Annotated in this window: 23 protein-coding genes and 2 pseudogenes; 7 read left to right on the top strand and 18 right to left on the bottom strand. The window is 70.8% G+C overall.

Annotation, left to right across the window (positions count from 1 at the left end):
* Positions 1-504: 504 nt before the first annotated feature.
* Positions 505-1089 carry a TetR/AcrR family transcriptional regulator gene (locus AB0O76_RS28135; protein ID WP_365496623.1) on the bottom strand — a complete coding sequence of 195 codons (585 nt, stop codon included), beginning with the start codon at positions 1087-1089 and terminating at the stop codon, positions 505-507.
* 94 nt (positions 1090-1183) lie between these two features.
* Between AB0O76_RS28135 and AB0O76_RS28130 the strand changes: the two genes are divergently transcribed.
* The gene (locus AB0O76_RS28130; RefSeq protein WP_365496621.1) at positions 1184-1630 is read left to right on the top strand and encodes a DUF1772 domain-containing protein; all 447 of its coding nucleotides are present in this window, start codon (positions 1184-1186) and stop codon (positions 1628-1630) included.
* 36 nt (positions 1631-1666) lie between these two features.
* Here the strand turns inward: AB0O76_RS28130 and AB0O76_RS28125 are convergent, their stop codons facing one another.
* Positions 1667-2074, bottom strand: coding sequence for a MerR family transcriptional regulator (locus AB0O76_RS28125; protein WP_365496619.1), 408 nt, complete (start codon positions 2072-2074; stop codon positions 1667-1669).
* 49 nt (positions 2075-2123) lie between these two features.
* Between AB0O76_RS28125 and AB0O76_RS28120 the strand changes: the two genes are divergently transcribed.
* Complete coding sequence (locus tag AB0O76_RS28120) at positions 2124-3020, top strand: NAD(P)-binding domain-containing protein (protein WP_365496617.1); 897 nt, start codon at positions 2124-2126, stop codon at positions 3018-3020.
* On the opposite strand, the gene AB0O76_RS28115 is transcribed toward AB0O76_RS28120, so the two are convergent.
* The 3 genes from AB0O76_RS28115 to AB0O76_RS28105 form a co-directional block, all read right to left on the bottom strand.
* Positions 3017-3673: a M15 family metallopeptidase gene (locus tag AB0O76_RS28115; protein ID WP_365496615.1), complete on the bottom strand. Its 657-nt coding sequence runs from the start codon at positions 3671-3673 to the stop codon at positions 3017-3019. The genes AB0O76_RS28120 and AB0O76_RS28115 overlap by 4 nt on opposite strands.
* Before the next feature lie 330 nt (positions 3674-4003).
* Positions 4004-7054, bottom strand: a complete 3051-nt coding sequence (locus AB0O76_RS28110) for a BTAD domain-containing putative transcriptional regulator (RefSeq protein ID WP_365496613.1) — start codon at positions 7052-7054, stop codon at positions 4004-4006.
* A 168-nt stretch (positions 7055-7222) separates the two neighbouring features.
* Positions 7223-8809 (bottom strand): MFS transporter, encoded by a 1587-nt coding sequence (locus tag AB0O76_RS28105; protein ID WP_365496612.1) that lies wholly within the window; start codon positions 8807-8809, stop codon positions 7223-7225.
* A gap of 120 nt (positions 8810-8929) precedes the next feature.
* On the opposite strand from AB0O76_RS28105, the pseudogene AB0O76_RS28100 reads away from it, so the two are divergent.
* Positions 8930-9010: pseudogene (locus AB0O76_RS28100) on the top strand (DUF4287 domain-containing protein); the annotation flags it as partial.
* Between the two features lie 46 nt (positions 9011-9056).
* On the opposite strand, the gene AB0O76_RS28095 reads toward AB0O76_RS28100, so the two are convergent.
* The 3 genes from AB0O76_RS28095 to AB0O76_RS28085 all read right to left on the bottom strand — a co-directional run bounded on the left by AB0O76_RS28095 (position 9057) and on the right by AB0O76_RS28085 (position 12403).
* Positions 9057-10706, bottom strand: coding sequence for an FAD-dependent oxidoreductase (locus tag AB0O76_RS28095; protein ID WP_365496610.1), 1650 nt, complete (start codon positions 10704-10706; stop codon positions 9057-9059).
* Between the two features lie 42 nt (positions 10707-10748).
* Positions 10749-11687, bottom strand: a complete 939-nt coding sequence (locus AB0O76_RS28090; RefSeq protein ID WP_365496608.1) for a diiron oxygenase — start codon at positions 11685-11687, stop codon at positions 10749-10751.
* A 149-nt stretch (positions 11688-11836) separates the two neighbouring features.
* Positions 11837-12403, bottom strand: coding sequence for a TetR/AcrR family transcriptional regulator (locus AB0O76_RS28085; RefSeq protein ID WP_365496606.1), 567 nt, complete (start codon positions 12401-12403; stop codon positions 11837-11839).
* A 158-nt stretch (positions 12404-12561) separates the two neighbouring features.
* On the opposite strand from AB0O76_RS28085, the gene AB0O76_RS28080 reads away from it, so the two are divergent.
* Positions 12562-13029: a nuclear transport factor 2 family protein gene (locus AB0O76_RS28080; protein ID WP_365496604.1), complete on the top strand. Its 468-nt coding sequence runs from the start codon at positions 12562-12564 to the stop codon at positions 13027-13029.
* A gap of 143 nt (positions 13030-13172) precedes the next feature.
* Here the strand turns inward: AB0O76_RS28080 and AB0O76_RS28075 are convergent, their stop codons facing one another.
* The gene (locus AB0O76_RS28075) at positions 13173-14537 is read right to left on the bottom strand and encodes an FAD-dependent oxidoreductase (RefSeq protein ID WP_365496602.1); all 1365 of its coding nucleotides are present in this window, start codon (positions 14535-14537) and stop codon (positions 13173-13175) included.
* A gap of 305 nt (positions 14538-14842) precedes the next feature.
* Between AB0O76_RS28075 and AB0O76_RS28070 the strand changes: the two are divergent.
* Positions 14843-15195: pseudogene (locus tag AB0O76_RS28070) on the top strand (hypothetical protein).
* A gap of 78 nt (positions 15196-15273) precedes the next feature.
* Here the strand turns inward: AB0O76_RS28070 and AB0O76_RS28065 are convergent.
* The 9 genes from AB0O76_RS28065 to AB0O76_RS28025 form a co-directional block, all read right to left on the bottom strand.
* The gene (locus tag AB0O76_RS28065; protein WP_365496600.1) at positions 15274-16323 is read right to left on the bottom strand and encodes a phosphotransferase family protein; all 1050 of its coding nucleotides are present in this window, start codon (positions 16321-16323) and stop codon (positions 15274-15276) included.
* The gene (locus tag AB0O76_RS28060) at positions 16320-17072 is read right to left on the bottom strand and encodes an SDR family oxidoreductase (RefSeq protein WP_365496598.1); all 753 of its coding nucleotides are present in this window, start codon (positions 17070-17072) and stop codon (positions 16320-16322) included. Before AB0O76_RS28060 ends, AB0O76_RS28065 begins: the two co-directional genes overlap by 4 nt.
* Positions 17069-18289 carry an acyl-CoA dehydrogenase family protein gene (locus AB0O76_RS28055; protein ID WP_365496596.1) on the bottom strand — a complete coding sequence of 407 codons (1221 nt, stop codon included), beginning with the start codon at positions 18287-18289 and terminating at the stop codon, positions 17069-17071. Before AB0O76_RS28055 ends, AB0O76_RS28060 begins: the two co-directional genes overlap by 4 nt.
* A gap of 30 nt (positions 18290-18319) precedes the next feature.
* Positions 18320-18958: an HAD family phosphatase gene (locus tag AB0O76_RS28050; RefSeq protein WP_365496594.1), complete on the bottom strand. Its 639-nt coding sequence runs from the start codon at positions 18956-18958 to the stop codon at positions 18320-18322.
* Positions 18955-19770: an SDR family oxidoreductase gene (locus AB0O76_RS28045; protein WP_365496592.1), complete on the bottom strand. Its 816-nt coding sequence runs from the start codon at positions 19768-19770 to the stop codon at positions 18955-18957. The genes AB0O76_RS28050 and AB0O76_RS28045 overlap by 4 nt, the downstream gene beginning before the upstream one ends.
* Positions 19771-19849: 79 nt before the next feature.
* Positions 19850-20044, bottom strand: a complete 195-nt coding sequence (locus tag AB0O76_RS28040; RefSeq protein WP_365496745.1) for a hypothetical protein — start codon at positions 20042-20044, stop codon at positions 19850-19852.
* Positions 20041-20184 (bottom strand): hypothetical protein, encoded by a 144-nt coding sequence (locus AB0O76_RS28035; RefSeq protein ID WP_365496590.1) that lies wholly within the window; start codon positions 20182-20184, stop codon positions 20041-20043. The genes AB0O76_RS28040 and AB0O76_RS28035 overlap by 4 nt, the downstream gene beginning before the upstream one ends.
* A complete protein-coding gene (locus AB0O76_RS28030; protein ID WP_365496588.1) occupies positions 20178-20603 on the bottom strand; it encodes an AMP-binding protein in 426 nt (141 codons plus the stop codon). Before AB0O76_RS28030 ends, AB0O76_RS28035 begins: the two co-directional genes overlap by 7 nt.
* Positions 20604-20724: 121 nt before the next feature.
* Positions 20725-21567 carry an enoyl-CoA hydratase-related protein gene (locus AB0O76_RS28025; protein WP_365496586.1) on the bottom strand — a complete coding sequence of 281 codons (843 nt, stop codon included), beginning with the start codon at positions 21565-21567 and terminating at the stop codon, positions 20725-20727.
* 116 nt (positions 21568-21683) lie between these two features.
* Here AB0O76_RS28025 and AB0O76_RS28020 point away from each other — a divergent pair, with 116 nt between their 5' ends.
* Together AB0O76_RS28020 and AB0O76_RS28015 are read left to right on the top strand one after the other, a co-directional pair.
* Positions 21684-22625, top strand: a complete 942-nt coding sequence (locus tag AB0O76_RS28020) for an alpha/beta hydrolase (protein ID WP_365496584.1) — start codon at positions 21684-21686, stop codon at positions 22623-22625.
* Positions 22626-22680: 55 nt separating this feature from the next.
* Positions 22681-23340: a TetR/AcrR family transcriptional regulator gene (locus tag AB0O76_RS28015; RefSeq protein ID WP_365496582.1), complete on the top strand. Its 660-nt coding sequence runs from the start codon at positions 22681-22683 to the stop codon at positions 23338-23340.
* Positions 23341-23351 lie beyond the last annotated feature (11 nt).

The following is a 23351-nucleotide window of genomic DNA, read 5'->3' as shown; positions in this document are numbered from 1 at the left end:
CACCTGTTGGCGTTGGTCGTGGCTACGAACCAGGCCAGTGATCTGGCACGGCTGCGAATCGAGCCCTCGACTTGCATGCCCTCAACCGCAACGACGAGTGCGAGGCGCTGCACAGCACGATCCTGGACGAGATTGCGCACGGTCTCGCTCAACACGGGCTGGGAGAGGCTGAGTTCGACCGGGGCGCGCCACAGCGAGCCAGTCGCGTTACGACAGCGCAAGGGCCCCGGAGTTTCGCCTCCCCGCAGGGGTTCTTTCATCTCTGCGGGGTCGAAGCGGAACACCTCGGTCCCCGGCACGGACCTCGTGCGCCAGGCAGGCTCCAGAATCCGCCACTCGGTCACCAGGTCCGCGCCCTCGTCCGGGGTCGCGTCACGTACGGCGTACGGCACGTCCGGACCGTTGAGCGCGAGGAGCGCCGCCCTGACGTTTCCGGCCGGACGCGGTGCGACACCTGCGTCGGGACGCTTGGTGCCGGTCAGCTTGGCGAAAAGGCCCATCGGGTCAACCCATGCCTCGGGGAACGAAGTGGTCGACCAGGAGCGTCAGCCGGTCGGCGACCCGTTCGGCGGGCAGGCGTCCCGCGCGGGTGAGCGTGACAAGGCCGTGCAGCGCGGCCCAGAACGTCTCGACGAACAGTCCCGGTTCGGCGGGGTTCGCATGGTCGACGAGCGGGGCCAGAGGGGCTCGGAACGCCTCGCGCAGCGGCGCGGGGGTGGCCTCGTCGGCGAAGGGGAGGCCGTTGTCGAGGATGAACATCGCGTCGTACAGGGCGTGATTGCGTGCGGCGAAGTCGGTATAGGCGTACGCAAGTCGCGCCACCGCGTCACGGCCGGCGGGCCCGTCCGGCACCGCGGCGCGCAACGCGCTCGTCAGCTCGGCGAACCCTTCCAGCGCGACCGCGCCCACGATCTCCCGCTTGCCCCGGAAGTGGCTGTAGAGCACGGGCTGGCTGTACTCGATCAGCTCGGCGAGCCGGCGCGTGGTGACGGCGTCCCAGCCGTGCGTCTCGGCGAGTTCGCGGGCCGTGGAGACGATCAGCCTGTGGCGGTTGGCTCGCTCGCGTTCCTTGCGTTCGCGTACCGACATGACCTGATTCTAGCATCGCTAGACAATGGAGCAACGATATTGCTAGCATTGCATCAGATGCTAGCGACGCTAGGACTCGCCCTTTGGAGGGGACATGCAGGACGCACTGGCCGTCGTCACGGTCGTCGTGGTCGGGCTGATGGTGGGCGTGGAGTTCGCGGTGGCGGCGTTCGTCAACCCGATCTTCGACCGGCTCCCCAACGACGGCGGGCTCGCTGCCCGCAGCGACGGGGCCCGCGTCCTCGGCCGCGTCATGCCGTTCTGGTACATCTGCTCGGTCGTCCTCGGCGTGGTCTGGGCCGTGCTGGCGTGGGGCGACGAAGGCACGGCGCTCGTCAGCGCCGGCACCGCGCTGCTCGTCGTGAGCGTGGTGATGTCGGTGCTGCTGCTCGTGCCGATCAACTCGCGCGTCGCGACCTGGTCGAAGGAGGGCGCGCCCACGGACTGGAAGCAGCAGGTGGGGAAGTGGGACCGGTTCCACTACGCCCGCGTGGGCATCATCGTGCTCGCCTTCGCGCTGTTCGCCACCGCCCTCGTCTGAGCGGCCACGGCGCAGCCGCGCGGCCCGGGCCGCGGCTCAGGCGGGGACGGACTCCTGGTCGACGCCGTCAAGGGGCGGATAGGTCTCGCCGCCCATCTGCTCGGCCGCATCAATGTAGTTGGCGAGGGCGGCGCGGGATTTCGCGATGCTTTCCATCTGCTCGTCCAGTCGCCGCAGCCGTGACCGCATCGCGGCAACCAACTCGTGGCACCCGGGCAGCTCCGGAGCCTCCCCGACCGCGCAGGGCAGCAGGTACGCGATGTCCTCGGAGGACAGGCCTGCACCCAGCAGATGCCGGATCTGCTTCACCCGCAGCACCGCGTTCTCGTCGTACTCGCGATAGCCGTTCGCGCGCCGGTCGGCCTCCAGGAGCCCCTGGGCCTCGTAGTAGCGCAACTGATGGGCGTTGACGCCCGTCCGACGGCCCAGTTCCCCGATCCGCATCAAAACCTCGCTTGACCTTCACACCGGTATCAACGTTGACGATGCTGCCATGAACAACGAAACCGCTGCACCCGTTACCGTCATCGGCCTCGGACTGATGGGCCAGGCCCTCGCCGGCGCATTCCTCAAGGCCGGGCATCCCACGACCGTGTGGAACCGTACGGCCTCCAAGGCCGACCAACTGGTGGCCCAGGGCGCGCTGTTGGCGCCGACAGTCGACGCCGCGCTCAAGGCGAGCCCCCTGACGATCGTCTGCCTCACCGACTACCAGGCCATGCACGAACTGCTCGGCGCGAGCGAAGTCGCGCTGGACGGCGCCATGTTGATCAACCTGACCTCGGGGGACTCGGCCCAGGCCCGGGAAGCCGCCCAGCGGGCCGAGAAGAGCGGCGCGCGTTACCTGGACGGCGCCATCATGGCCGTCCCCTCGGGGATCGGGACCGCCGGTGCGGTGATTCTGCACAGCGGGCCGGAGTCGGACTTCGAGGCACACAGAGCGACCCTCGAAGCGCTCGGCACCGTCAACTACCTCGGTGCGGACCACGGCCTGGCCTCCCTGTACGACGTGGCCGGCCTGGCCATGATGTGGAGCGTCCTGAACGCCTGGCTCCAGGGCACCGCCATGCTCAACACCGCCGGAGTCGACGCCGCGACGTACGCGCAGTTCGCGCGAAAGATCGCTGCCGATGTGGCCGAATGGCTGCCCGGGCATGCCGAGCAGATCGACCGCGGCTCCTTCCCTGCCGATGTGGCGACCCTGGAAACCCACGTCCGGTCGATGGATCACCTGATCGAGGAGAGCGAGGCGGTAGGCGTCAATGCCGAACTGCCGAAGCTCATCAAGGCGATGGCCGACCGCTCGATCGCCGCCGGGCACGGCGGGGAGGAGTACCCGGTCCTGATCGAGGAGTTCGGCAAGCCCCGCGAGGACTGCCCGGTCCGCTAGCCCTCGTACGTCATCGGGCCGTACTGGGCCGCGGGCGCGTTGGTCGCCAGCGCCCAGTAGCGGTCGCCGTAGGACCAGTGCCACCACTCCGTGGGGTAGTTGACAAGGCCCGCCGTGGCCAGGGCCGCGGTGAGGGTGCGGCGGTTGCGGCGGGCGGCGTCGGAGATGCCGTCGGCTTCCATGTAGCAGCCGCCGTCGCTCTCCTCGGGGCTGGCGTTCACCGGGGTGCCGAGGTCCAGTTCGGCGCCGGAGGCCGTGCACAGGGTGAGGTCGACCGCGGCGCCCGCGACGTGCGGGCCCACCTCGGGTGGCGAGAGGGAGCGGCTCGTCTGGCGGCGCAGATGGACGTCCGACCAGTCGGGGTGGGCCTTCCTCAGTTCGGCGGCGTACTCGTCGAAGTACTTGATCTGCAGCGCGAGCGGACGATAGCCCTCGGTGACCAGGAGGCGCAGGCCATCCGGCAGCAGCCGGGCTGCGCGAGCGAGGCGCCAGGCGACTCCCTCGCGCAGCTGGGCATAAGCGCCGGCCGGGTCGGCCAGGCGGTCGTCGACCACCACGAAGGGCAGTTGACGCAGATCGACGAGGGACTCGCCACATTCTCTGACAGGTATGTCGACGACTCTCGGATCGTTCATGAGGATGATCGGCGGCATTCCGGCCCTTCGTGGCGACGGTGACGGGCACAGCTCCGGGGGCGGGCTTCCGCCCGCCCCCGGAGTCCCCTCCTCGTTACTGGCGGGGTCGTGACGCGTGGAAGGGCCCACACCTCCGACGACGCCGGTGATGTGGGCCGCGCGAGGCATCAGTGGCCTTCCCCCGTCGTCCCCCGTCGAATTCCGCTGAGTCCCCCGTTACTTACCCTGGTTCCCCCGTTGCGCCGGAAGGTCTCCCTGCCGACACCGACAGCTTGTCGCAGGCCGCTGCAAGTTCTCTGCAATTCCACGGCAAGTGGAATCCTCAGGCCCGGCGCTCCTCGGAATTCCTCAGGCCCACTCGTCCCGCTCCCGCGCCTCGTACGCCGTGAAGACTTCCTGCGCCTCGGTGCGCAGCGCCTGTGCTCCCGCCGGGTCCCCCGCGGCCTCCCGTGCCGCGGCGAGGTCGCGCAGGGTGCGGGCGCGGGGCAGCGGCAGCTCCAGGGCGTCCCAGCGGGCGGCCGCCGTGGTCAGGCTCTGTTCGGCGGCCTCGATGCGGCCCGCGGCCAGCTCGCACTCGCCGAGGGTGCGCAGGGCGAGCGCCTCGCCGAAGCGGTCGCGGTGACCGCGGCAGACTTCCAGTACGTGGCGGATCTCGATCTCCGCCTCGGCCGAACGCCCCAGACGGACACGGGACTTGGCGCGGGCCTGCATCGCGTACGCGGACATCAGCGTGTCCCCCAGGGGGCTCAGGAGGTCCACCGCGCGGCCCGCCAGTTCCTCCGCGGCCGTGTACTCGCCGAGCGCGCGCCGCACGAGGCTGATGGAGCGCAGCGTGAGCGCCTCGCCGCGGCGGCTGCCGAGCCTGCGATACGCGCGCAGCGACTCGTCGAGGAGGTCGCTCGCCGCCTCGTGGTCGCCCAGTTCGAGCCGGACGGTTCCGGCGTACCGGCAGGAGAGACCGACGCCGGGGTCGTCGTCGATGCCCCGGAAGCCGGTGACCGCCTGGGCGAGGACGTCCTGCGCGGCGCGCAGCCGGCCCGCTTCGCGCAGGGCGCTGCCAAGGCCCGCGAAGGCGGCGGCACGGCCACGTGTGTCGCCGAGTTCGGCGCAGAGCCGGGCGGCCTGCCGGAAGTAGCCCTGCGACTCGGGGAACCGGTCCTGCTCGAAGCGGAGTTGCCCGAGCCCGATGAGCAACAGGGCCTCTCCGGAGCGGTCCTCGGCGCGGCGGGCGGCGGCCAGGGCCGCGTCGTGGGTGCGCCACCAGGCCTCGAAGCGATTGCCGACGGTGTACGCCGACGAGCAGAGGGCGGCCGCGGCCTCGCAGGCCAGGGTGTGCAGGTCCAGGGAGGCCGCGCGTTCGACGGCGGTGGCGATCGCGTCGGCCTCGGCGTCGAACCAGGCGGTCGGGTCGGCGAGGGCGCGCCGGGTGGCCTCGGGGCCGATGGGCCGTACGACACGCCCGACCGTCCCGTCCGTCGGCCCGTCGCCGTCGAGGAGCCCGCGGTGCAGTTCGACCGCGCCGGACGGCGTGTCGGACGCGACGCGGCCGGTCAGCCAGAGCCAGGCGCCGAGCGCTCGGGCTACGGCTGCGGCCCGTTCGGCGGACGGCTCCTCGGCGTCGGCGCGTTCGGCGGCGTACACCCGCACCAGGTCGTGCGGCCTGAAGCGGGCCTGCCCCGCGCGGTCGACGCCGGTGCAGTGCAGCAACTGGGCGTCGACGAGCTGCTCCACGACACGGTCCGCTGCGGTCTCGTGCACATCGAGCAGCGCGGCGACCACCCAGGCGGCGACGTCGGATGCGGCGAGCAGGCCGAGGCGGCGCAGGGCGGTGCGGGCAGGGGCGTCGAGCGCCCGGTAGCTCAGGCCGAGACCGGCCCGGACCTCCAGGTCCCCGACGGCGAGTTCGTCGAGCCGGTGGTGTTCGTCGGCGAGCCGTCCCGCGAGCATCCCCGGTGTCCAGTGCCGCTGGGTGGCGAGGCGGGCCCCGGCGATCCGGATGGCCAGCGGGAGACCGCCGCACAGCTCGACGATGCGCCGGGCGGCGTCCGGCTCGTCCCGCACGCGCCGCTCGCCCGCGACACCGGCGAGGAGCTCGATTCCCGGCTCCGTGGCGAACACTTCGAGATCGGCGCGGTGTGTGCAGGGCAGCGCGCCGAGCCGGGCCCGCGCGGTGATCAGCACCCCGCAGGTGGCGCTCCCCGGAAGGAGCGGGCGCACCTGGGACTCGCTGCCCGCGTCGTCGAGCACGAGCAGGACGCGGCGCCCCGCGACCAGGCTGCGAAAGAGGTCACGCCGTTCCGCGTCCCCCTCGGGCGGGTTCGCTCCGAGGGCGCGCAGCAGCCGCCCGAGCACTTCGCCGGGCGCCACCGGGTCGGTGGTGCCGCGCAGTTCGGCGTACAGCTGGCCGTCCGGGTAGTCCTCGGCGACCTGGTGTGCCGCCTGGACGCCCAGGGTGGACTTGCCGACGCCGCCGGTGCCCGACACCACGACGACGGGCATCACCTCACGAGGGCCCGAAAGCGCCGCCCGTACGTCGGCGAGGTGCGTGGCGCGTCCGGTGAAGTCGCCGATGGCGGGCGGCAGAAGCGCCGGAACCAGTACGGGAGGAGCCGACGGGGCACCTTCGGCGGCCGCGGCAGGACCGGAACCCGGCAGCAGCTCGTCGTCCGCGCGCAGGATCGACTCGTACATCCGCCGGAGGTCAGGACCCGGGTCGATGCCCAGTTCCTCGGCGAGTACGTCACGGCCCTCCACGTACACCGCGAGCGCGTCCGCCTGACGGCCCAACCGGTAGAGGGTCAGCATGAGTTGACCGCGCAGCCGTTCCCGCGTGGGGTGGGTGGCGACCAGGGCGGTCAGTTCGGCGACCAGTTCCGTCTCGCGGCCCGCCTCGGAGAGTTCCGCGGCGATCCGCTCCTCCAGGGCCGACTGCCGCGCCTCCTCCAGCTGATCGGCCATGGCCCGCAGCGTGTCGCCGATCCCGCCGAGCGCGGGGCCGCGCCACAGGGCGAGGGCCTCGGCGAGGAGCCGGGCGGCCGCGGGGTGGTCGCCCGCGGCGGCGGCCTGCCTGCCCTGCGCCACCAGACGCTCGAACGCGGTGCGGTCGACCAGGGCGGTGTCGGCATGGATCAGATAGCCGGGCGGACGTGTCTCGATCGCGTCGGCGGACAGCGCGCGCCGCAGCGCGGAGACATAGGACTGGATCAGGGAACGCGCCGTGCCCGGCGGATGCTCGCCCCAGATGGCGTCGATCAGCGCGTCGACGGACACCACACGCCCGGGCTCCAGGAGGAGCGCCGCGAGCAGTGCCCGGGGCTTGGGTCCACCGAGGTCGATCCTCCGGCCCGCACGCCATGCCTCGACCGGCCCAAGGAGGCGGTAGTCCGTGTTCGTGTCCACGCCCTCTCCATGCGTCCCTGCCCCGCGCAGTCCCCGCGCTCGCCGATCCCCGGTCGCCGACTGCTCATGCTACGTCCGTCGCGCTCAACTGACGTACGCACAAGGCGAATCAGGCCACGTCGGCGCTCCTCGCCCACGTGCCCGGTCGCGCCTCGGCCGCGCTGCCCCTCAATCGGGGCGCGCACGCTCGTCCGGCACCTCCCCGGCCGCTGCGAGCGGGTTCGCCCCGTTGCCCTGGAGCCGCTCCAGGTCCGCAGGCCGCACCTGGATGACCACCAGGGCGATCAGCGCGGCGACGATCGCGAAGACCGCGGCGGCGATGAACGAACTGGAGATGCCCGAAGCAAGGACCTGGTCGCCCCAGCTCGCCGGGAGCTGCCCGGTCCTGCGGAACTCCACGATCTGGGCGGGGGTCGCCTCCGCAAGGAACCGCGGCACCTGGTCGGTGGCCTCGTTGCGGCTGGCCGTGCCGAAGACGGTGACCAGGACGGACAGGCCGAGCGAACCGCCCACCTGCTGCGTGGCGTTGAGAACCCCGGAGGCCGCACCCGCCTCGTGGGGCGCCACGCCCGACACCGCCATCAGGGTCAGCGACACGAACTGCATGCCCATGCCGAAGCCGAAGACCAGCATGGGGCCGAGGATGCTTCCCGCGTACGTGCTTTCGACATCGGTCATCGTCAGCCAGCCGAGCCCCAGGGCGGCCAGGACCGCGCCCACCACCATGAAGGGCTTGGGCCCCCACTTGGGCAGGAGCTGGGAGGCGACGCCCGCTCCGATCGCGATGATCGCGCTCACCGGCAGGAAGGCGAGCCCGGCCCGCAACGGGCTGAAGCCCAGGATGTTCTGCACGAACAGCGTCAGGAAGAAGAACATCCCGAACATCGCCGCGGCCAGGCTCAGCATCATCCCGTAGACACCGGCACGGTTGCGGTCACGGAACATCCACAGCGGCGTGATGGGCTGCCTCGACCGGCTCTCGATGGTGAGGAACACGCCGAGGAGCACCACGGCCGCCACGAAGGACGAGATGGTCAGCGTGTCGCTCCAGCCGTCCTCGGAGGCGCGGATGAAGCCGTAGACGAGCAGCACCATGCCCACCGTGGAGGTGAGGGCTCCGAGGAGGTCGAAGTGGCCCGGATGGCGCTCGGACTCCGGGATGTAGCGGGGCGTCGCGAGGGCGATCAGCAGGCCGATCGGGATGTTCACATAGAGGACCCAGCGCCAGTCGAGCCACTCCACGAGCAGCCCGCCTGCGAGCAGACCGATCGCGCTGCCGCCTGCCGAAACGGCGGCGAACACACCGAAGGCCCTGTTCCGCTCGGGTCCTTCGCGGAACGTCGTGGTGATCAGCGCGAGGGCGGTGGGCGATGCGATGGCGCCACCGACGCCCTGCAGCGACCGCGCCGCGAGCAACTGCCAGGACTCCTGGGAGAGCCCGCCGAGCAGCGAGGCGAACACGAAGAGCAGGACGCCGAACATGAAGACCCTGCGGCGACCGAGGATGTCTCCGAGCCGCCCGCCGAGCAGGAGCAGACCGCCGAAGGTCAGCGTGTAGGCGCTGACCACCCAGGAGAGGTTCTCGGTGGAGAAGCCGAGCGAGGTCTGGATGTGCGGCAGTGCGATGTTCACGATGGTGATGTCGAGGACCACCATCAGCTGGCACGAGGCGATGACGAGAAGCGCGATACCGCTGCCCCGTCCCCGCTCCGGGGATTCGGCAGGATCCGACGGTGAAGATCGATCGGCCGTCATGGGATTGCTTACGTACTGACGCCTCAGGCCGGTCCCGCGCCGCAGGCCGGCAGTGAACGGCTGCGTTCACTGGCTCAAGGCTAGTCCCGGCATTCCGCCCCCGCCAATCGAACACCCGGGAAGAAGTACGGCCGCCCGGTCACCGAGTGGCTGGAGCTCATCCGGTCATCGCCACTGACCAAGCACATGGAACTCGTCGCCGCGCGGGCGTGCCGGGTTGGGCCGGATTGGACCAGGTTGGGCCCGCTCAGCGCAGCACTCCCCCGCGGCTCCTGCGCGCCGTCGACACGAGCTCGTCCACGGTGGCGAGCTTCACCCGGGGCCTGCCTTCGCGTTCGCCCCGGGTGACCTCGGCGCGCTCGATAGTGGCCAGGCCGCGGGCGTCGACGACCTTGCGGTTGCGGCGCCGGGCAAGGCGGTGGAAGGCCCTGGGCGCGTGCTCCGGTGCGGGCAGGGCGCCCGCGACCGCGTCGGCGAGGAGGGTGGTGACCGTCTCGGCGGCACAGGTGCGGTTGGCGCCGATGCCGCCGCTGGGGCCCCGCTTGATCCAGCCCACGACGTACGTGCCGGGCCGTCCGGTGACACGGCCGCCCTCGTGCGGGACGGTGCCGGTCGCCTCGTCGAAGGGCAGTCCGGTGACCGGAACCCCGCGGTAGCCGATCGCGCGCAGCACCAGGCCGGTACGGATCGTCCGCTCGCCCGAGGCTTCCGAGACGCGCACAGCGCGGACGCCGCCCTGGCCCTCCACCTCCAGCGGGGTGCAGTGGAAGCGCAGCACGATGCGCCGCCCGGTCGCCGGCGGCTGCGCCCAGTTCGGCCGGTTCCGGGTCACGCCGCGCAGGACGGCGGCCTTGTCCTTCGGGCCCGCCTCGTCGATGGCCGCGGCGATCCGCGGGTCGTGGTCGTCGACGATCAGCTCCACATCCGGCAGGTGCTTGAGCGCGATCAGCTCGGAGGTGGTGTACGCGGCGTCTTCGGGGCCGCGCCGTCCGAGCAGGACCACCTCGCGGACCTTGCTCGCACGCAGCGCCGCCAGGGCGTGGTCGGCGATGTCGGTACGGGCGAGCTCGTCGGCGTCGGCGAGCAGGATCCTGGCGACGTCGAGGGCGACGTTGCCGTTCCCGACGACGACCACGCGCTCGGCGGAGAGGTCGATCGCGTCCGGCGCCGCGTCCGGGTGGGCGTTGTACCAGGCGACGAAGGACCGCGCGGAGATCGTGCCGGGCAGCTCCTCTCCCGGCACGGCCAGGGTGCGGTCGGCGGCGGCCCCCACCGCGTAGATGACGGCGTCATGGTGCGCGGCCAGCTCCTGCGGGGTGACGTCGGCGCCCACCTTGAGCCCGAGGTGCATGCGCACCCGCGGATGCGTGTGGAAGCGCGCGAAGGTCTCGCCGACCTTCTTGGTCGCGGGGTGGTCCGGTGCCACGCCGTAGCGTATGAGCCCGCCGGCCACCGGAAGCCGGTCGATCAGCGTCACTTCGGCGCTGGTGTGCAGCAACAGGTCCTGCACGGCGTACATCCCGGCCGGTCCGGTGCCGACGACGGCGACCTTCAGCGGGGCGAAGTCCGACGGCAGGACGCGCGGGAAGGACGGCTCGTCCCAGACGTGGAAGTTCGGCCCGTCCGGCGCGCTCTCGGGCGCCTTTCCCTCGTAGTACGCGGAGTTGATCTCGGCGTACTCCTGCTGCGCGGCGGGCAGGCCGTCCACCGGGAAGATCGCGTCGACCGGGCAGGCGTCGGCGCAGGCTCCGCAGCCGATGCAGGTCGTCGGGTCGATGTGCAGCATCTCGGTGCTGCCGAACGCCCGTTCCTGCGGCGTCGGGTGGATGCAGTTGACCGGGCAGACGGCGACGCAGGTGGCATCGGTGCAGCAGGTCTGGGTGATGGCATAGGTCATGGTGGCGGCTCGACTCGTTCGGCTCGGATCGACTGAGGCGGGTCAGATGAGGTTGGCGCGCTTGTAGAAGGCCAGCGCCGGCTTGGTGAGGAGCCGGGAGGAGGCGAGGAACTCCATCAGGCCCGAACAGCTCGACCGCATCATGGACTTGTGGTGCTCGTTGGCCTTCGCCTCGGCGACGGCGCGCTTCTCGTCGAGCCCCGCGTTCGCGTACACCTTGCGGTTCACCATGCTGGTGACGATGTAGTACGACGCGACCGCGATGACGAACGCGTTGATCTGCCGGCGCACCCGCCCCGCGCCCACGAGCCGCTTGCGCGTCTGGTCACGGGCGAACTTCATGTGCCGCGACTCCTCGACCACATGGATGTTGTTGATCGTGCGGACGAACGGCGCGACGCGCTCGTCCCGCATCCAGTCGCGCTGCATGACGTCGAGCACCTCTTCGGCCACCAGGATCGCCGCGTACGCCGCCTCGCCGAAGGCCAGCGTCTTGAACGCGCGGCCGAGTTCCATGACGGCACGGTGCGGCCGGTAGGCGGGCGCTCCCAGCTTCTGGGCGCCGCGGGCGAACATGATCGAGTGGCGGCACTCCTCGGCGATCTCCGTGAGCGCCCACTGGACCTCGGCGCTCGTGGGGTCCTTCGCGTACACGTCGCGCAGCACCATCTGCTGCAGGATCATCTCGAACCAGATGCCCGTGCTGGCCACCGACGCGGCTTCCTGACGCGTCAGTTCCTTGCGCTGCGCCTCGGTCAACTCCTGCCAGTACGCGGTGCCGTAGAGGGAGCTCCACTCCGGGCTCGCGCCGTGGAAGTCGCGATCGAGCGGCGTCTCCCAGTCGACCTCGGTGGCCGGGTCGTACGCCAGCACGGCGGCCGAATCGAGCAGCCGCCGGGCCACGTCGTCGTCCTGGGAGTTGCCCTGGGTGCGGTCCTGGGAGTGCCCCTGTGCGGTCGGCCGAACAGTGCTGCTTGCCATGCTGCGGCTCCTTGACTCGGAGGTGTGCGCCAACGTCGAGGCAACGGGCCGCCGCGCCGTCCAGCAACGCCGCCGGAGCCCTTGTTGACGGACCGTATAACAAGGGGACGGGGCTGGCCTACCCCCGAGTAAGAACTATCTGAGGGCTTCTACCCACCGCGACAAGGCAGGGCAATCAGCAACTGAGCCGCACCCGCACGCGCCTCACGCGCCGGTTCCGGAGACCCCGAGATCGCGGCCGTGGTCATGGCCCCTTCCGCCAGCAGGACCAACGGGACGACCACCCCCTCCGACCGCCCCTCGGCCGCCACAAGCCCGGCCACATAGTCACGGAAGGCGTCCTTGTGCGCGCGGACCGCATCGGCCACCGCCGGGTCCACGGCGCCGAGTTCGCCGAAGGAGTTGATGAAGGCGCAGCCGCGGAAGTCCGGCTCGGAGAACCACTCGTACAGCCAGTCGTAGACCGCGAGGAGACGGCTCTCCCCTGCGGGCCTACCGTCCACGTACTCGGCCAGCCGCGCCCGCCAGCGGCGATCGCGCCGCTCAAGGCAGGCAAGAACCAGCTCTGACTTCGACGGAAAGACCTGGTAGAGCCGCTTGAGGGAGACCCCGGACGCCGCACGGACCTGATCCATGCCCACGACCTGGACGCCACGCTCGTAGTAGAGCGCTTCGGCGGCGTCGAGCACGCGGGCTTCCGCCTCGGCACGATCCATGAGAGCCCCAGACCCGGAGAAGGAGAACGAACGTTCTTCGACGGTACTACGGGCCGACGGGCGGCCGCACCCTTGCGAGAGAACGTGCGTTCTCCTATCGTGGCGGACCACAGCGGAGAACGATCGTTCTCCCGATCGTCCGGAAGCGAGGCCCTCCGATGACCGCACGACCGCCCGTCCCCCCGTTCACACACGAGACCGCCACCGAGAAGGTCCGCCTTGCCGAGGACGGCTGGAACAGCCGTGACCCCGAGAAGGTGGCCCTGGCCTACACGGAGGACTCGCGCTGGCGGAACCGTGCCGAGTTCGTCACCGGGCGCGATGCCATCGTCGCCTTCCTGTCCCGCAAGTGGGACCGCGAGCTCGACTACCGGCTGATCAAGGAGCTGTGGGCCCACGAGGGCAACCGCATCGCGGTGCGTTTCGCGTACGAATGGCACGACGACTCCGGGCACTGGTTCCGCTCGTACGGGAACGAGAACTGGGAGTTCGACGACCACGGCCTGATGCGCGTGCGCCACGCGTGCATCAATGACCTGCCCATCGCGGAGTCCGACCGCAAGTACCACTGGCCGCTGGGTCGCCGCCCCGACGACCACCCCGGGCTCAGCGACCTCGGTCTGTGACGGCCGACATCGGCGCGTTCGGCGAGGCGCAGAAGACCCGCTTCCGCGACCAGTCCACCGACTGGCACCTCACGGCCGTCAAGCCGGGCAAGGAGTGGTGACACGGCTGTCCCTGGCCGATGTCGGCCAGGGACAGAGCCGTACTACGCGCCGCTCGCGTCCAGCATGTCCTCGCGCTCCACGATCTTCACGCGCTCACGGCCCTGCGGCTCACCCAGCGCCTTCTCCGCGGCGTCGAGGCGGTACCAGCCGTCCCACGTGGTGAAGCGGACCTCCCGCTCGCCGAGGAAAGCGTCCACGGCCTCCGGGTCGGGCGACGCGGGGGTGTGCAGACGGTCGTTCGCGTGGTCGTCGAGGAGGCTGGCGACCGTCTCGTTGGCGTCGCCCTTGGTGTGACCGATGAGGCCCACGGGACCGCGGCGGATCCAGCCGGTGACGTACGTCGACTGGAGGTGCTCCCCGGTCTCCTCGATGACCCGGCCGCCCTTGTCGGGGACGGTGCCCGACTCGACGTCCCAGGGCAGCTTGGGCAGTTCGTCGGAGAGGTAGCCGACGGCGCGGTAGACGGCGCCGAGGTCCCAGTCCTTGAACTCGCCGGTGCCCTTGACGTTGCCGGTGCCGTCGAGGGCGGTGCGCTCGGTGCGCAGACCGACGACCTTGCCGTCCTCGCCAAGGATCTCGGTGGGCGACTCGAAGAAGTGCAGGAAGAGCTTGTGCGGGCGGTCGCCGATGTCGCGGATGGCCCAGTTCTCGAGGGTCTTGGCGACCATGTCGGCCTGCTTGTTGCCGCGCCGGGTGGCGATCGAGCCGTCGTCGTAGTCGATGTCCTCGGGGTCGACGATGACCTCGATGTTCGGGGAGTGGTCGAGCTCCCGCAGCTCCATGGGGCTGAACTTCGCCTGCGCGGGCCCGCGGCGCCCGAAGACGTGGACCTCCAGGGCCTTGTTCGCCTTGAGGCCTTCGTGGACGTTCGCCGGGATCTCGGTCGGCAGGAGCTCGTCCGCGGTCTTGGCGAGGATGCGCGCCACGTCGAGGGCCACGTTGCCGACGCCCAGGACGGCGACCTTCTCGGCCTCCAGCGGCCAGGTCCGCGGCACGTCCGGGTGCCCGTCGTACCAGGAGACGAAGTCCGCGGCACCGTGGGAACCGTCGAGGTCGATGCCGGGTATGTCGAGGGCCCGGTCGGCGGTCGCGCCGGTGGAGAAGATCACCCCGTCGTAGAAGGTGCGCAGGTCGTCGAGGCTGATGTCGCGCGGGTAGTCGACGTTGCCGAAGAGGCGGATCTGCGGCTTGTCGAGCACCTGGTGCAGGGCCGTGATGATGCCCTTGATGCGCGGGTGGTCGGGGGCGACGCCGTAGCGGATCAGGCCGAAGGGGGCCGGCATCCGCTCGAAGATGTCGATGGACACACCGGGGTCGGCAGCCACTGCGGATTTCAGCAGCGCGTCGGCAGCATAGATCCCGGCCGGGCCGGCTCCGACTATGGCTACCCGCAGAGGGCGAGGCATGTTCAGGTTCCCTTCGAGCGGTGGGTGACTCGACGGGAAGCCTAAACTAAGGCAAGCCTTAGTTAGTAATCGGGTTGGCTTTATGACCCCATAAGGCTGCCTTATGGGTCGGCGGACGGCAAAGACCCCGGACCAGCAAAGGCCCCGATGGGCGACCCCTGCCCGGCGGCGCCCACCTCCTCCCGCCGCCGCGCAGGAGGCGGGCCGCTTCGACGCGGGACGAGGGCAACCGGCCCGGTACGCCCCTCGACGGGCTCGGCACACTCAAGGCGGAGCGGCGCGGGCTCGCGCCGCTCGGGGCGTACATGGGCATGGCGGTGGCCGGGTGCGGGCCCGACGAGATGGGCATCGGGCCGGTGTTCGCGATCCCCGGACTCCTCAAGGAGCACGGGCTCTCGGTCGACGACATCGGGTTGTGGGAGCTGAACGAGGCGTTCGCCTCGCAGGCGGTGCACTGCCGGGACGCCCTCGGCATCGACCCGAGCGGTGCAATGTCGACGGCGGCGCGATCGCGGTCGGCCACCCGTACGGCATGACCGGAGCACGACTGGTCGGCAACGCGCTCATTGAGGGGCGGCGGCGCGGCGTCCGCCATGTGGTGATCACCATGTGCGTCGGCGGCGGGATGGGTGCGGCGGGGCTCTTCGAGGTGCTGTGAGACGGAGACGCCGTGAACCAGAGCCTGGCGCCCGTGTCACACGGGCGCCAGGCTCTCCCGGTCCGTACGTGCGCGCCGTCATAGCCCGTAGTGGGTAACGAGTCCCCAGGCCTGGTCGACCATGCGGTCGATGTAGGCGGTGCTCGGCGGGCCGCCCTCCGCGGCGTTGCGGGGCTCGTCGCGGGCCCGGCGCAGGACGCCCTCGCCGATGATGGCGATCTTCCACACCGCGAGTACGTGCCAGAAGCCCAGCTCCGGCCCGACCTCGCGGCCGCTCACCTGTGCGTACGTGGTGATGAGCGCGTCGCGCCTGCTGAACCCGGGCAGTGCGGTCACGCCCAGGGCAGGGCGCGCGGCCGGGACCTCGCCGGGCTCCGGCCAGTAGGCGAGCAGGGTGCCCAGGTCGGCCATCGGATCGCCGAGCGTCGACAACTCCCAGTCCAGGGCGGCCCGTACGGCGCCAGTGCTCGGCGAGCAGATGACGTTGCGTACGTGCAGGTCGCCGTGGACGAGGGAGAGCGTGTGCCGTGCGGGAACGCGTCGGCGCAGCAGCTCGGTGAGCCGGTCGAGGGAGGGCAGGTCGCGGGTGGGGCTCTGCTCCCACTGCCGGGACCATCGTTTCAACTGGCGCTCGGCGTAAGGGCGGTGGCTCGCGAGGTCGCTGAGCCCGGTCTGCTCCAGGTCCACGGCGTGGATCGCGGCGAGGGTGCGGGCGAGCGAAGAGCCCACGCCGGTGCGGACGGGAAGGGGCAGCGCCCGCGCGATCTCCACGCTGTCGAGCACGGCCCCCTCGACGTACTCCATGACCAGTTGGTCGACGCCCGCCTCGCCGCGCAGGCCGACCACCGCGGGCACGGGGACCTGGGTGTCGGCGAGTGCCGCCAGGATGCGGTGCTCGCGGGCGATGTCGTGCGCCGTGGGCAGCAGCGGGCCGTGCGGGGGACGGCGCAGCACCCAGCTGGAGCCGCCGGCGTCGTCGACGCGGTAGGTGAGGTTGCTCTGGCCGAGGCCGACGCGCCGGGCGGTGAGCGGCCCGGTCACCTGCTCGCCGCGCCCGGCCAGCCATGCGGCGAGCGCTTCGAGATCAATGTCCCGCGCCGCCCCTGCCCGGGCGTCGGCCGCCCTCATACGGCTCCTGGTCCGAGGAGTTGCCCTCCATCGACGACGAGGGTCTCGCCGGTGATCCAGCGCGCGCCGTCCCCGGCGAGGAAGGCGATCGCGGAGCCGATGTCCTCCGGTTCGCCGATCCGGCCGAGCGGGGTCGCCGCGGCGACCGTCGCCTCGCGCTCCTGCCACAGCGCCTCGGCGAGCCGGGTCCGTACGACGCCGGGGGCGATGGCGTTGACCCGGACCTTCGGGGCGAGTTCCAGGGCGAGTTGCTTGGTGAGGTGGATGAGCGCGGCCTTCGAGACGTGGTAGATCCCGACGTCGGCGGCGACCGAATAGCCGCCGATCGAGGCGGTGTTGACGACGCAGCCGCCGTGCTCACCCATCCACGCCTTCACCGCGAGCGACGTCCACAGGATCGGCGCCCACAGGTTGACGTCCATCGTCTTGCTGAAGCGGCCGTGGTCCTGGTCGATGACCGGGCCGTGCGCCGGGTTCGTGCCCGCGTTGTTGACGAGGATGTCGAGCCGCCCGTACGTCCCGATGACGAAGTCGACGCAGGCGCGCGCGGCCTCCTCGTCGGTGGCGTGCGCGCCGAACCCGACCACGTCGTCGCCGAGTTGGGCGGCAGCCTCCTTGGCGCGCTCCTCGCTGCGGGAGGTCACGACGACCTGTGCGCCCTGGTCGCGCAGGGCCGCGGCGGCCGCGAGGCCGATGCCTCGCGACGCGCCGGTGACTACGGCGACCTTGCCGTCCAGCGGCCCGCTCACCGCGCGGCCCGCTCGTTCTCGCGGCGGCGCAGCTCGCGCACCGCGATGGTGCGCTTGTGCACCTCGTCGGGGCCGTCGGCGAGACGCAGGGTGCGCAGATGGGCGTACATGCTGGCGAGCGGGAAGTCGTCGGACACTCCCCCGCCGCCGTGCACCTGGATGGCGCGGTCGACGACCTTCAGGGCCACCTCGGGAGCGGCGACCTTGATCGCGGCGATCTCCGTGCGGGCCTGCTTGTTGCCGACGGTGTCCATCAGGTACGCGGCCTTGAGGGTGAGAAGGCGCGCCATGTCGATCTCGATGCGGGCCTCGGCGATCCAGTCCTGGATGTTGGCCCGCTCGGCAAGCGGCGCACCGAACGTCGTACGCGACTGGGCGCGGTCGATCAACAGGTCCAGGGCGCGCTCGGCCATACCGATGGAACGCATGCAGTGGTGGATGCGGCCGGGGCCGAGCCGCGCCTGGCTGATCATGAAGCCGTCGCCCTCGCCCGCGAGCAGTGCGGTGACCGGCACGCGTACGTTCTCGAAGAGCACCTCGGCGTGGCCCTCGCGGTCCTGGTAGCCGAAGACCGGAAGGCCGCGCAGGACGGTGACGCCGGGGGTGTCGAGGGGCACGACCATCATGCTCTGCTGGCGGTGGCTCGGTCCTTCAGGATCGGTCTTGCCCATCACGATCAGGACCTTGCAGTTCTGGTGCAGGGCGTTGGAGGTCCACCACTTGCGGCCGTTGAGGACGTACGCGTCGCCGTCGCGCTCCATCCGCATCTCGATGTTGCGGGCGTCGGAGCTTGCGACCGCCGGCTCGGTCATCGCGAACGCGGAGGCGATCTCACCCGCGAGCAGCGGCTTGAGCCACTTCTCCTTGTGCTCCTCGGTGCCGAAGAGGGTGAGCACCTCCATGTTGCCGGTGTCCGGGGCGTTGCAGTTGGTGGCCTCGGGTGCCAGGTGGGCGCTGCGGCCCATGATCTCGGCGAGCGGCGCGTACTCCAGGTTGTTCAGTCCTGGACCCCATTCGGGGTGCGGGTGGAAGAGGTTCCACAGCCCTTGCTTCTTCGCCTCGGTCTTCAGCTCCTCGATGACCGGGGGCTGGAAGTGCGGATCGCCGGACTCGGCCATCTGCGCCTCGTAGACGGCCTCTGCGGGGTAGATGTGCTCGTCCATGAAGGCGAGCAGCTTGTCCTGGTACTCCTTGGCACGGTCGGAAAGGTCGAACACGAATCCTCCAACGGTCGGATGCTCACGGTGTCACTGGTCGGCCGGTGGCGCGAGAAGCCGCGCGAGTGCGGCGGCCGTCGTCGCGGCGTCGCGGTGCACGACGCCGACGATGCCGATGCGGTGCGCCGCGGTGATGTTCTGTTCCAGGTCGTCGACCATCACGGTGTCCTGAGGGCGTGCGCCGAGGCGCTCGCACGCGATGGCGTAGGCGCGGCGCGACGGCTTGCGCACGCCGATCTCGCCGGACACGGTCACGGCGTCGAACATGGCGGGCAGGTCGAAGCCCGCGTAGCAGTCGTCGCCCAGGGAGTTGGACAGCAGACCGACGCGGTGTCCGTCGGCCCGCACCTTCGCCACGAGGGCGATCATGTCCGGGTCCGGGCGCAGTTGCGCCTGCATCCGGCCCACCAGGCCCTCGCCCACGGCCGGCACGCCGTGGGCCCGCAGCCGCGCGGCGAAGCCCTCCTCGAACTCCCGCTCCCCGATACGCCCTTCCTCGTGCGCCACAAGGAGCGCGCTGCTCTCCTCGTCCTTCGACAGGAGCCGTAGCAACAGCCGCCGCTCACAGCCGAGTTCCGCGCTCAGCTCCTCGAAGGCGGCGACCACGCTGGTGGTGAGCACGCCGCCGAAGTCGAACAGGACGGCGCTGCGGGCCCGTTCCTCGCTCATCGCACTGCCTCCTGGTAGCGCCGCATGCCGCGCAGCCACCGGTCGTAGTCGCTGCCCTTGTGCCGGAAGAAGTCGAGCACCTGCGGATGCGGAAGCACGAGGAACCGCTCGTCCCCGACCGCCTCCATCACACGGTCGGCGACATCGAGGGGTGCAAGGACCTCTCCCGCGTCCAACACGGCCTGGGCGGCCGCCCGTTCGGAAGGATTGTCCGACCGCGTTCCCGCCATGAGCAGCTCGGTCTCGACTCCCTGCGGGCACAGGCAGCTCACCCGTACGCCTTCGTTTCCGTACGTCACCGAGAGCCACTCGGCGAACGCGACCGCTCCGTGCTTGCTGACGGCGTACGTCGCCGAGCCGATCTGCGTGAGCAGGCCCGCGGCCGACGCCGTGCTGAAGAAGTAGCCGCTGCCGCGCTCCACCCAGCCCGGCACGAGGAGTTTCGCTGCGCGCACGTGCGCCATCACGTTGACGTCGAGTGCCCGGCTCCATTCCGCCTCGCTCGCGTCGAGCCCCGGGCCGCCGCCGACTCCGGCATTGGCGAAGTACAGGTCGACAGGACCGAAGCGCTCACCGGCCGCCGCGATCAGACGCTCCAGGTCTGCCGTCGACGCGGCGTCCGCCGCGTCACCGGACACCCGCTCCGCCCCGTGCGCGCCGGCCAGCCGCTTCACCGTCACTGCGAGCCGGTCGGCGTCGAGGTCGGTCAGCAGGACGCCCCGAGCGCCGTGCTCGAGGAGGCGTTGCGCGATGGCGGCACCGATGCCGCCCGCCGCGCCCGTGACGATCGCGACTCTCCCGTTGATCTCCACGAACTCTCCCACTCGGTAGCGCGAAGTCGGCTGAATCTGCCTTGGCGTCCCCTCACCATAGTTGAATCCGATGTCAACTTCAATGCTTGTGGAGCGCCGGGAGGTCCGGGTCGATGGCGCGCTTGAGGATCTTCCCGGTCGGGTTGTAGCCGCCGCGGATCACGAGGTCCTTCTTGCGGTCGACGATGCGCAGGTCACCCTCGTCGTCCGTGGCACCGAGGTCGCCGGTGTGCAGCCATGTGCACCTCACCGACCCGGCCGGGCGGCAGTTCACGCCCTTCGTCGTCGCGTACGGAGATCGCGCAGCCCGGTGAAGTCGGCTTCGGTGTCGTCGGCGGCACGCAGCAGGGCGTTCCACATGGTGGGCACCCCCGAGATGAAGGTGGGGCGGTCCCGGTCGATCAGGGTCAGCATGGACGGCGTAGCGGCAGGGCGGTCACGGCGCGGTCATCGGCGGTGATGGCGTGCACCTCGCAGAACCTCGCCGCGCAGGCGTCGAGATTGCCGTGCGTGAGCTGGGCGCCCTTGGGCTGCCCGAGGCCCGGCAGCAACTCCCAGTACGGGAGCGCCAGTTCGTCCGCGGCCTGCTCGGGCGCCGGAGTGGTCCCGTGCCAGCCCAGGACGAGCACCGCGCCCGCGTCGTCCCCGATGTACGCCAGATCCCGCCGCGTGGCCATGGTGTTGGCGGTGACGGCGACGGCTCCCGCCGCGAGGATTCCGTAGCAGGCGAAGACGAACTCGGGCACGGACGGCGCGACGAACAGCACTCGGTCGCCGGGCCGTACGCCGTGCTCGCCGCTCAGGCGGCCCCGCGACGGCGGCGACCCGCTCACGGAGCCGTCCGTACGACCACGCGTCGGCGCCCTCGCCGCGCAGGGCGATGCGGTCGGGCGCGGAGTCGGCGTGGTTCCACACAGCTGTGGCGGCGTTGGGCATGCGGTGGCCTTCCGTGCGTCACTTGGGGTCGAGGGGGCGGAACGCGGGTGCGCGGCGCTCCAGGTAGCTGGTGACGCCCTCGGTGGCGTCGGGATGCCGGAAGGCCTCCAGCATGAGGGCGTCCGCCGTGCCGGCGGCCGTGGCGAAGTCGGTGTCGAGCGCCTGGAGGACCTGCCGCTTCATGACGCTCATGGACGCGGGCGAGCACCAGGTGGCCAGGTCCGTGGCGTAGTCGACCGCCGCGTCGAGGAGCAGCTCCGGCTCGACGACCCTGTTGACCAGACCCATCTCGTACGCCTCGGTCCCGCGCACCACGCGCCCGGAAAGGAGCAGGTCCATGGCCCGTCCTGGCCCCACGAGCCGGGGCAGCAGCCAGGCGATGCCGTACTCGGCGATCAGGCCGCGCCGCGCGAACGCCGTGGTGAGCTTGGCGTCCGGCGTGCTCAGACGGATGTCGCAGTACAGGGCCTGGACGAGGCCTAGGCCGGCCGCGGCCCCGTTGATCGCCGCTATCAGCGGTTTGCGCAGGGTCAGCGGGAACCAGCGGGGGCGCTCCCGCTTCGGCAGGTCCAGCGCGGCCAGGTCCGTCGCCGCGCCGACCTCGCCGACCTGCCGCAGGTCGTCCATGTCCGCTCCGGCGCAGAAGCCGCGCCCCGCTCCGGTCAGGACGATCGCGCGCACCTCGGGGTCGGCGTCCGCCTTGGCGAGCAGCGCGAAGCAGCGGTCTTCCAGTTCGTCGTTCCAGGCGTTCAGCCGCTCCGGGCGGTTCAGCGTCAGTACGAGCACGGGTCCCCGCCGCTGGGCGATGACCGTTTCCCGCTGCGGCGTCCGACTGCCGCCACTCACTGTCGTGACACTCACTGTCGTGGCCTCCTTTTGAACGCTTCGCGCTCCGCGCCGTGGCCCGCCCTGTATATTTGAACCCAACGTCAAGTTCAATACTTTGAACACGCCCCTCACCAGCGGGAGTTCCGCACATGACGACACACATGCCGATCACCGAGTGGGAGAGCGTCGCGGCGAGGGACGTCGCGACCAACGGCATCACGCTCCGGGTCTTCGAGCATGGGGAGAGCCACCCCGGCAAGCCTCCGGTGGTCCTGTGCCACGGCTTTCCGGAGCTCGCGTTCTCCTGGCGGCACCAGGTCCGCGCGCTCGCGGCCGCGGGACACCGCGTCCTGGTCCCCGACATGCGGGGGTACGGCGGCAGTTCACGCCCCGAGGACGCCGACGCGTACGACGCACTGACTCTCTGCGCCGACCTGGCCGGGCTCCTGGACGACGTCGGGGCGGACGACGCGGTCTTCGTGGGGCACGACTGGGGTTCCGCCATCGTCTGGCAGATGGCCTTGGCGTACCCGGAGCGGGTGCGCGCCGTGGTGGGGATGAGCGTGCCGGTGACGCCGCGCGCTCCTGCCCCTCCGCTGCCGATCCTGCGCTCACGCCTCGGCGACGACTTCTACATCGTGTGGTTCCAGGAGCCGGGCGTCGCCGACCGTGCCCTGAGCGCGAACGTGCGCAGGACCCTCGTCACCAAGGAGATCTACTCCGCCGCGTGGGCCGCGAAGCCCGACGAGCAGCTGCCGCCTCCCCCGTGGCTGAGCGACGAGGAGCTCGCGTACTACGTGAAGGCGTTCGAGGAGACGGGGTTCACCGGCGGCCTCAACTACTACCGCAACATGGACCGCACCTGGGCGCTCACCGAGCACCTGGACGGCCGGCTCATCGCACAGCCGTCGCTCTTCATCACCGGCTCGAAGGACCCCGTGGGGAAGTTCATGCCCACACACGGACTCGACCGCGTCCTCACCGATCTGCGCGGCCACGTCGTCCTGGAGGGGGCGGGTCACTGGATCCAGCAGGAGCGCGCCGACGAGGTGAACGCCGCTCTCCTCGAGTTCCTCGCAGGCCTCGGCTGATAGCATCCGCAGCCACCGGTTACGTATGTGTTCGAACGACAGTGAATGGATCGCATTGGCTGCCCAGGCCCCGGCCGCAGACGGCGGCCAGAAGCAACCGATCACACCGCGCAGCGCACGGGGCGTCAGGACGCGCAACGCCCTGATCACGGCCGCCCGTGAGGTCTTCGAGCGTGACGGGTATCTGGACGCCCGGATCACGGACATCTCCAAGGCGGCCCATGTCGCCTCCGGGTCCTTCTACACGTACTTCAACAGCAAGGAAGAGATCTTCCAGGCGCTCGTCGAGCAGGTGCAGGAGGAGATGCTCCACCCGCACCTGCGCGAGCGCACCGGGATCACCGACACCCGCGAGCTCATCGACGCCTCGAACCGCGAGTATCTGCGCGCGTACAAGAAGAACGCGCGCCTGATGGCGCTGTTCGAGCAAGTCGCCCAGATCGACGAGCAGTTCATGGCGCTGCGCATCGAGCGCGGCAACGCCTTCGCCCGCCGCAACGCCAAACTGATCAGCGCGCTGCAGGAGAACGGCGAGGCCGACACCAGCCTGGATCCGCTGGTGACGGCGCACGCGCTGTCGGTCATGGTCAGCCGTATGGCGTACATGGTGTTCGTGCTGGGCCAGCGCATCCCCTTCGAGCGACTCGTCACGACGCTCAACAAGATCTGGGAGAACGGGCTTCAGCTCAAGGACGCCGCCGAACCGGAGGCATGACCAGGGGCGGC

Source organism: Streptomyces sp. NPDC086554 (assembly GCF_040686095.1).
Classification (GTDB): Bacteria; Actinomycetota; Actinomycetes; order Streptomycetales; family Streptomycetaceae; genus Streptomyces.
This window is presented reverse-complemented; position numbering and strand designations above follow the sequence as displayed.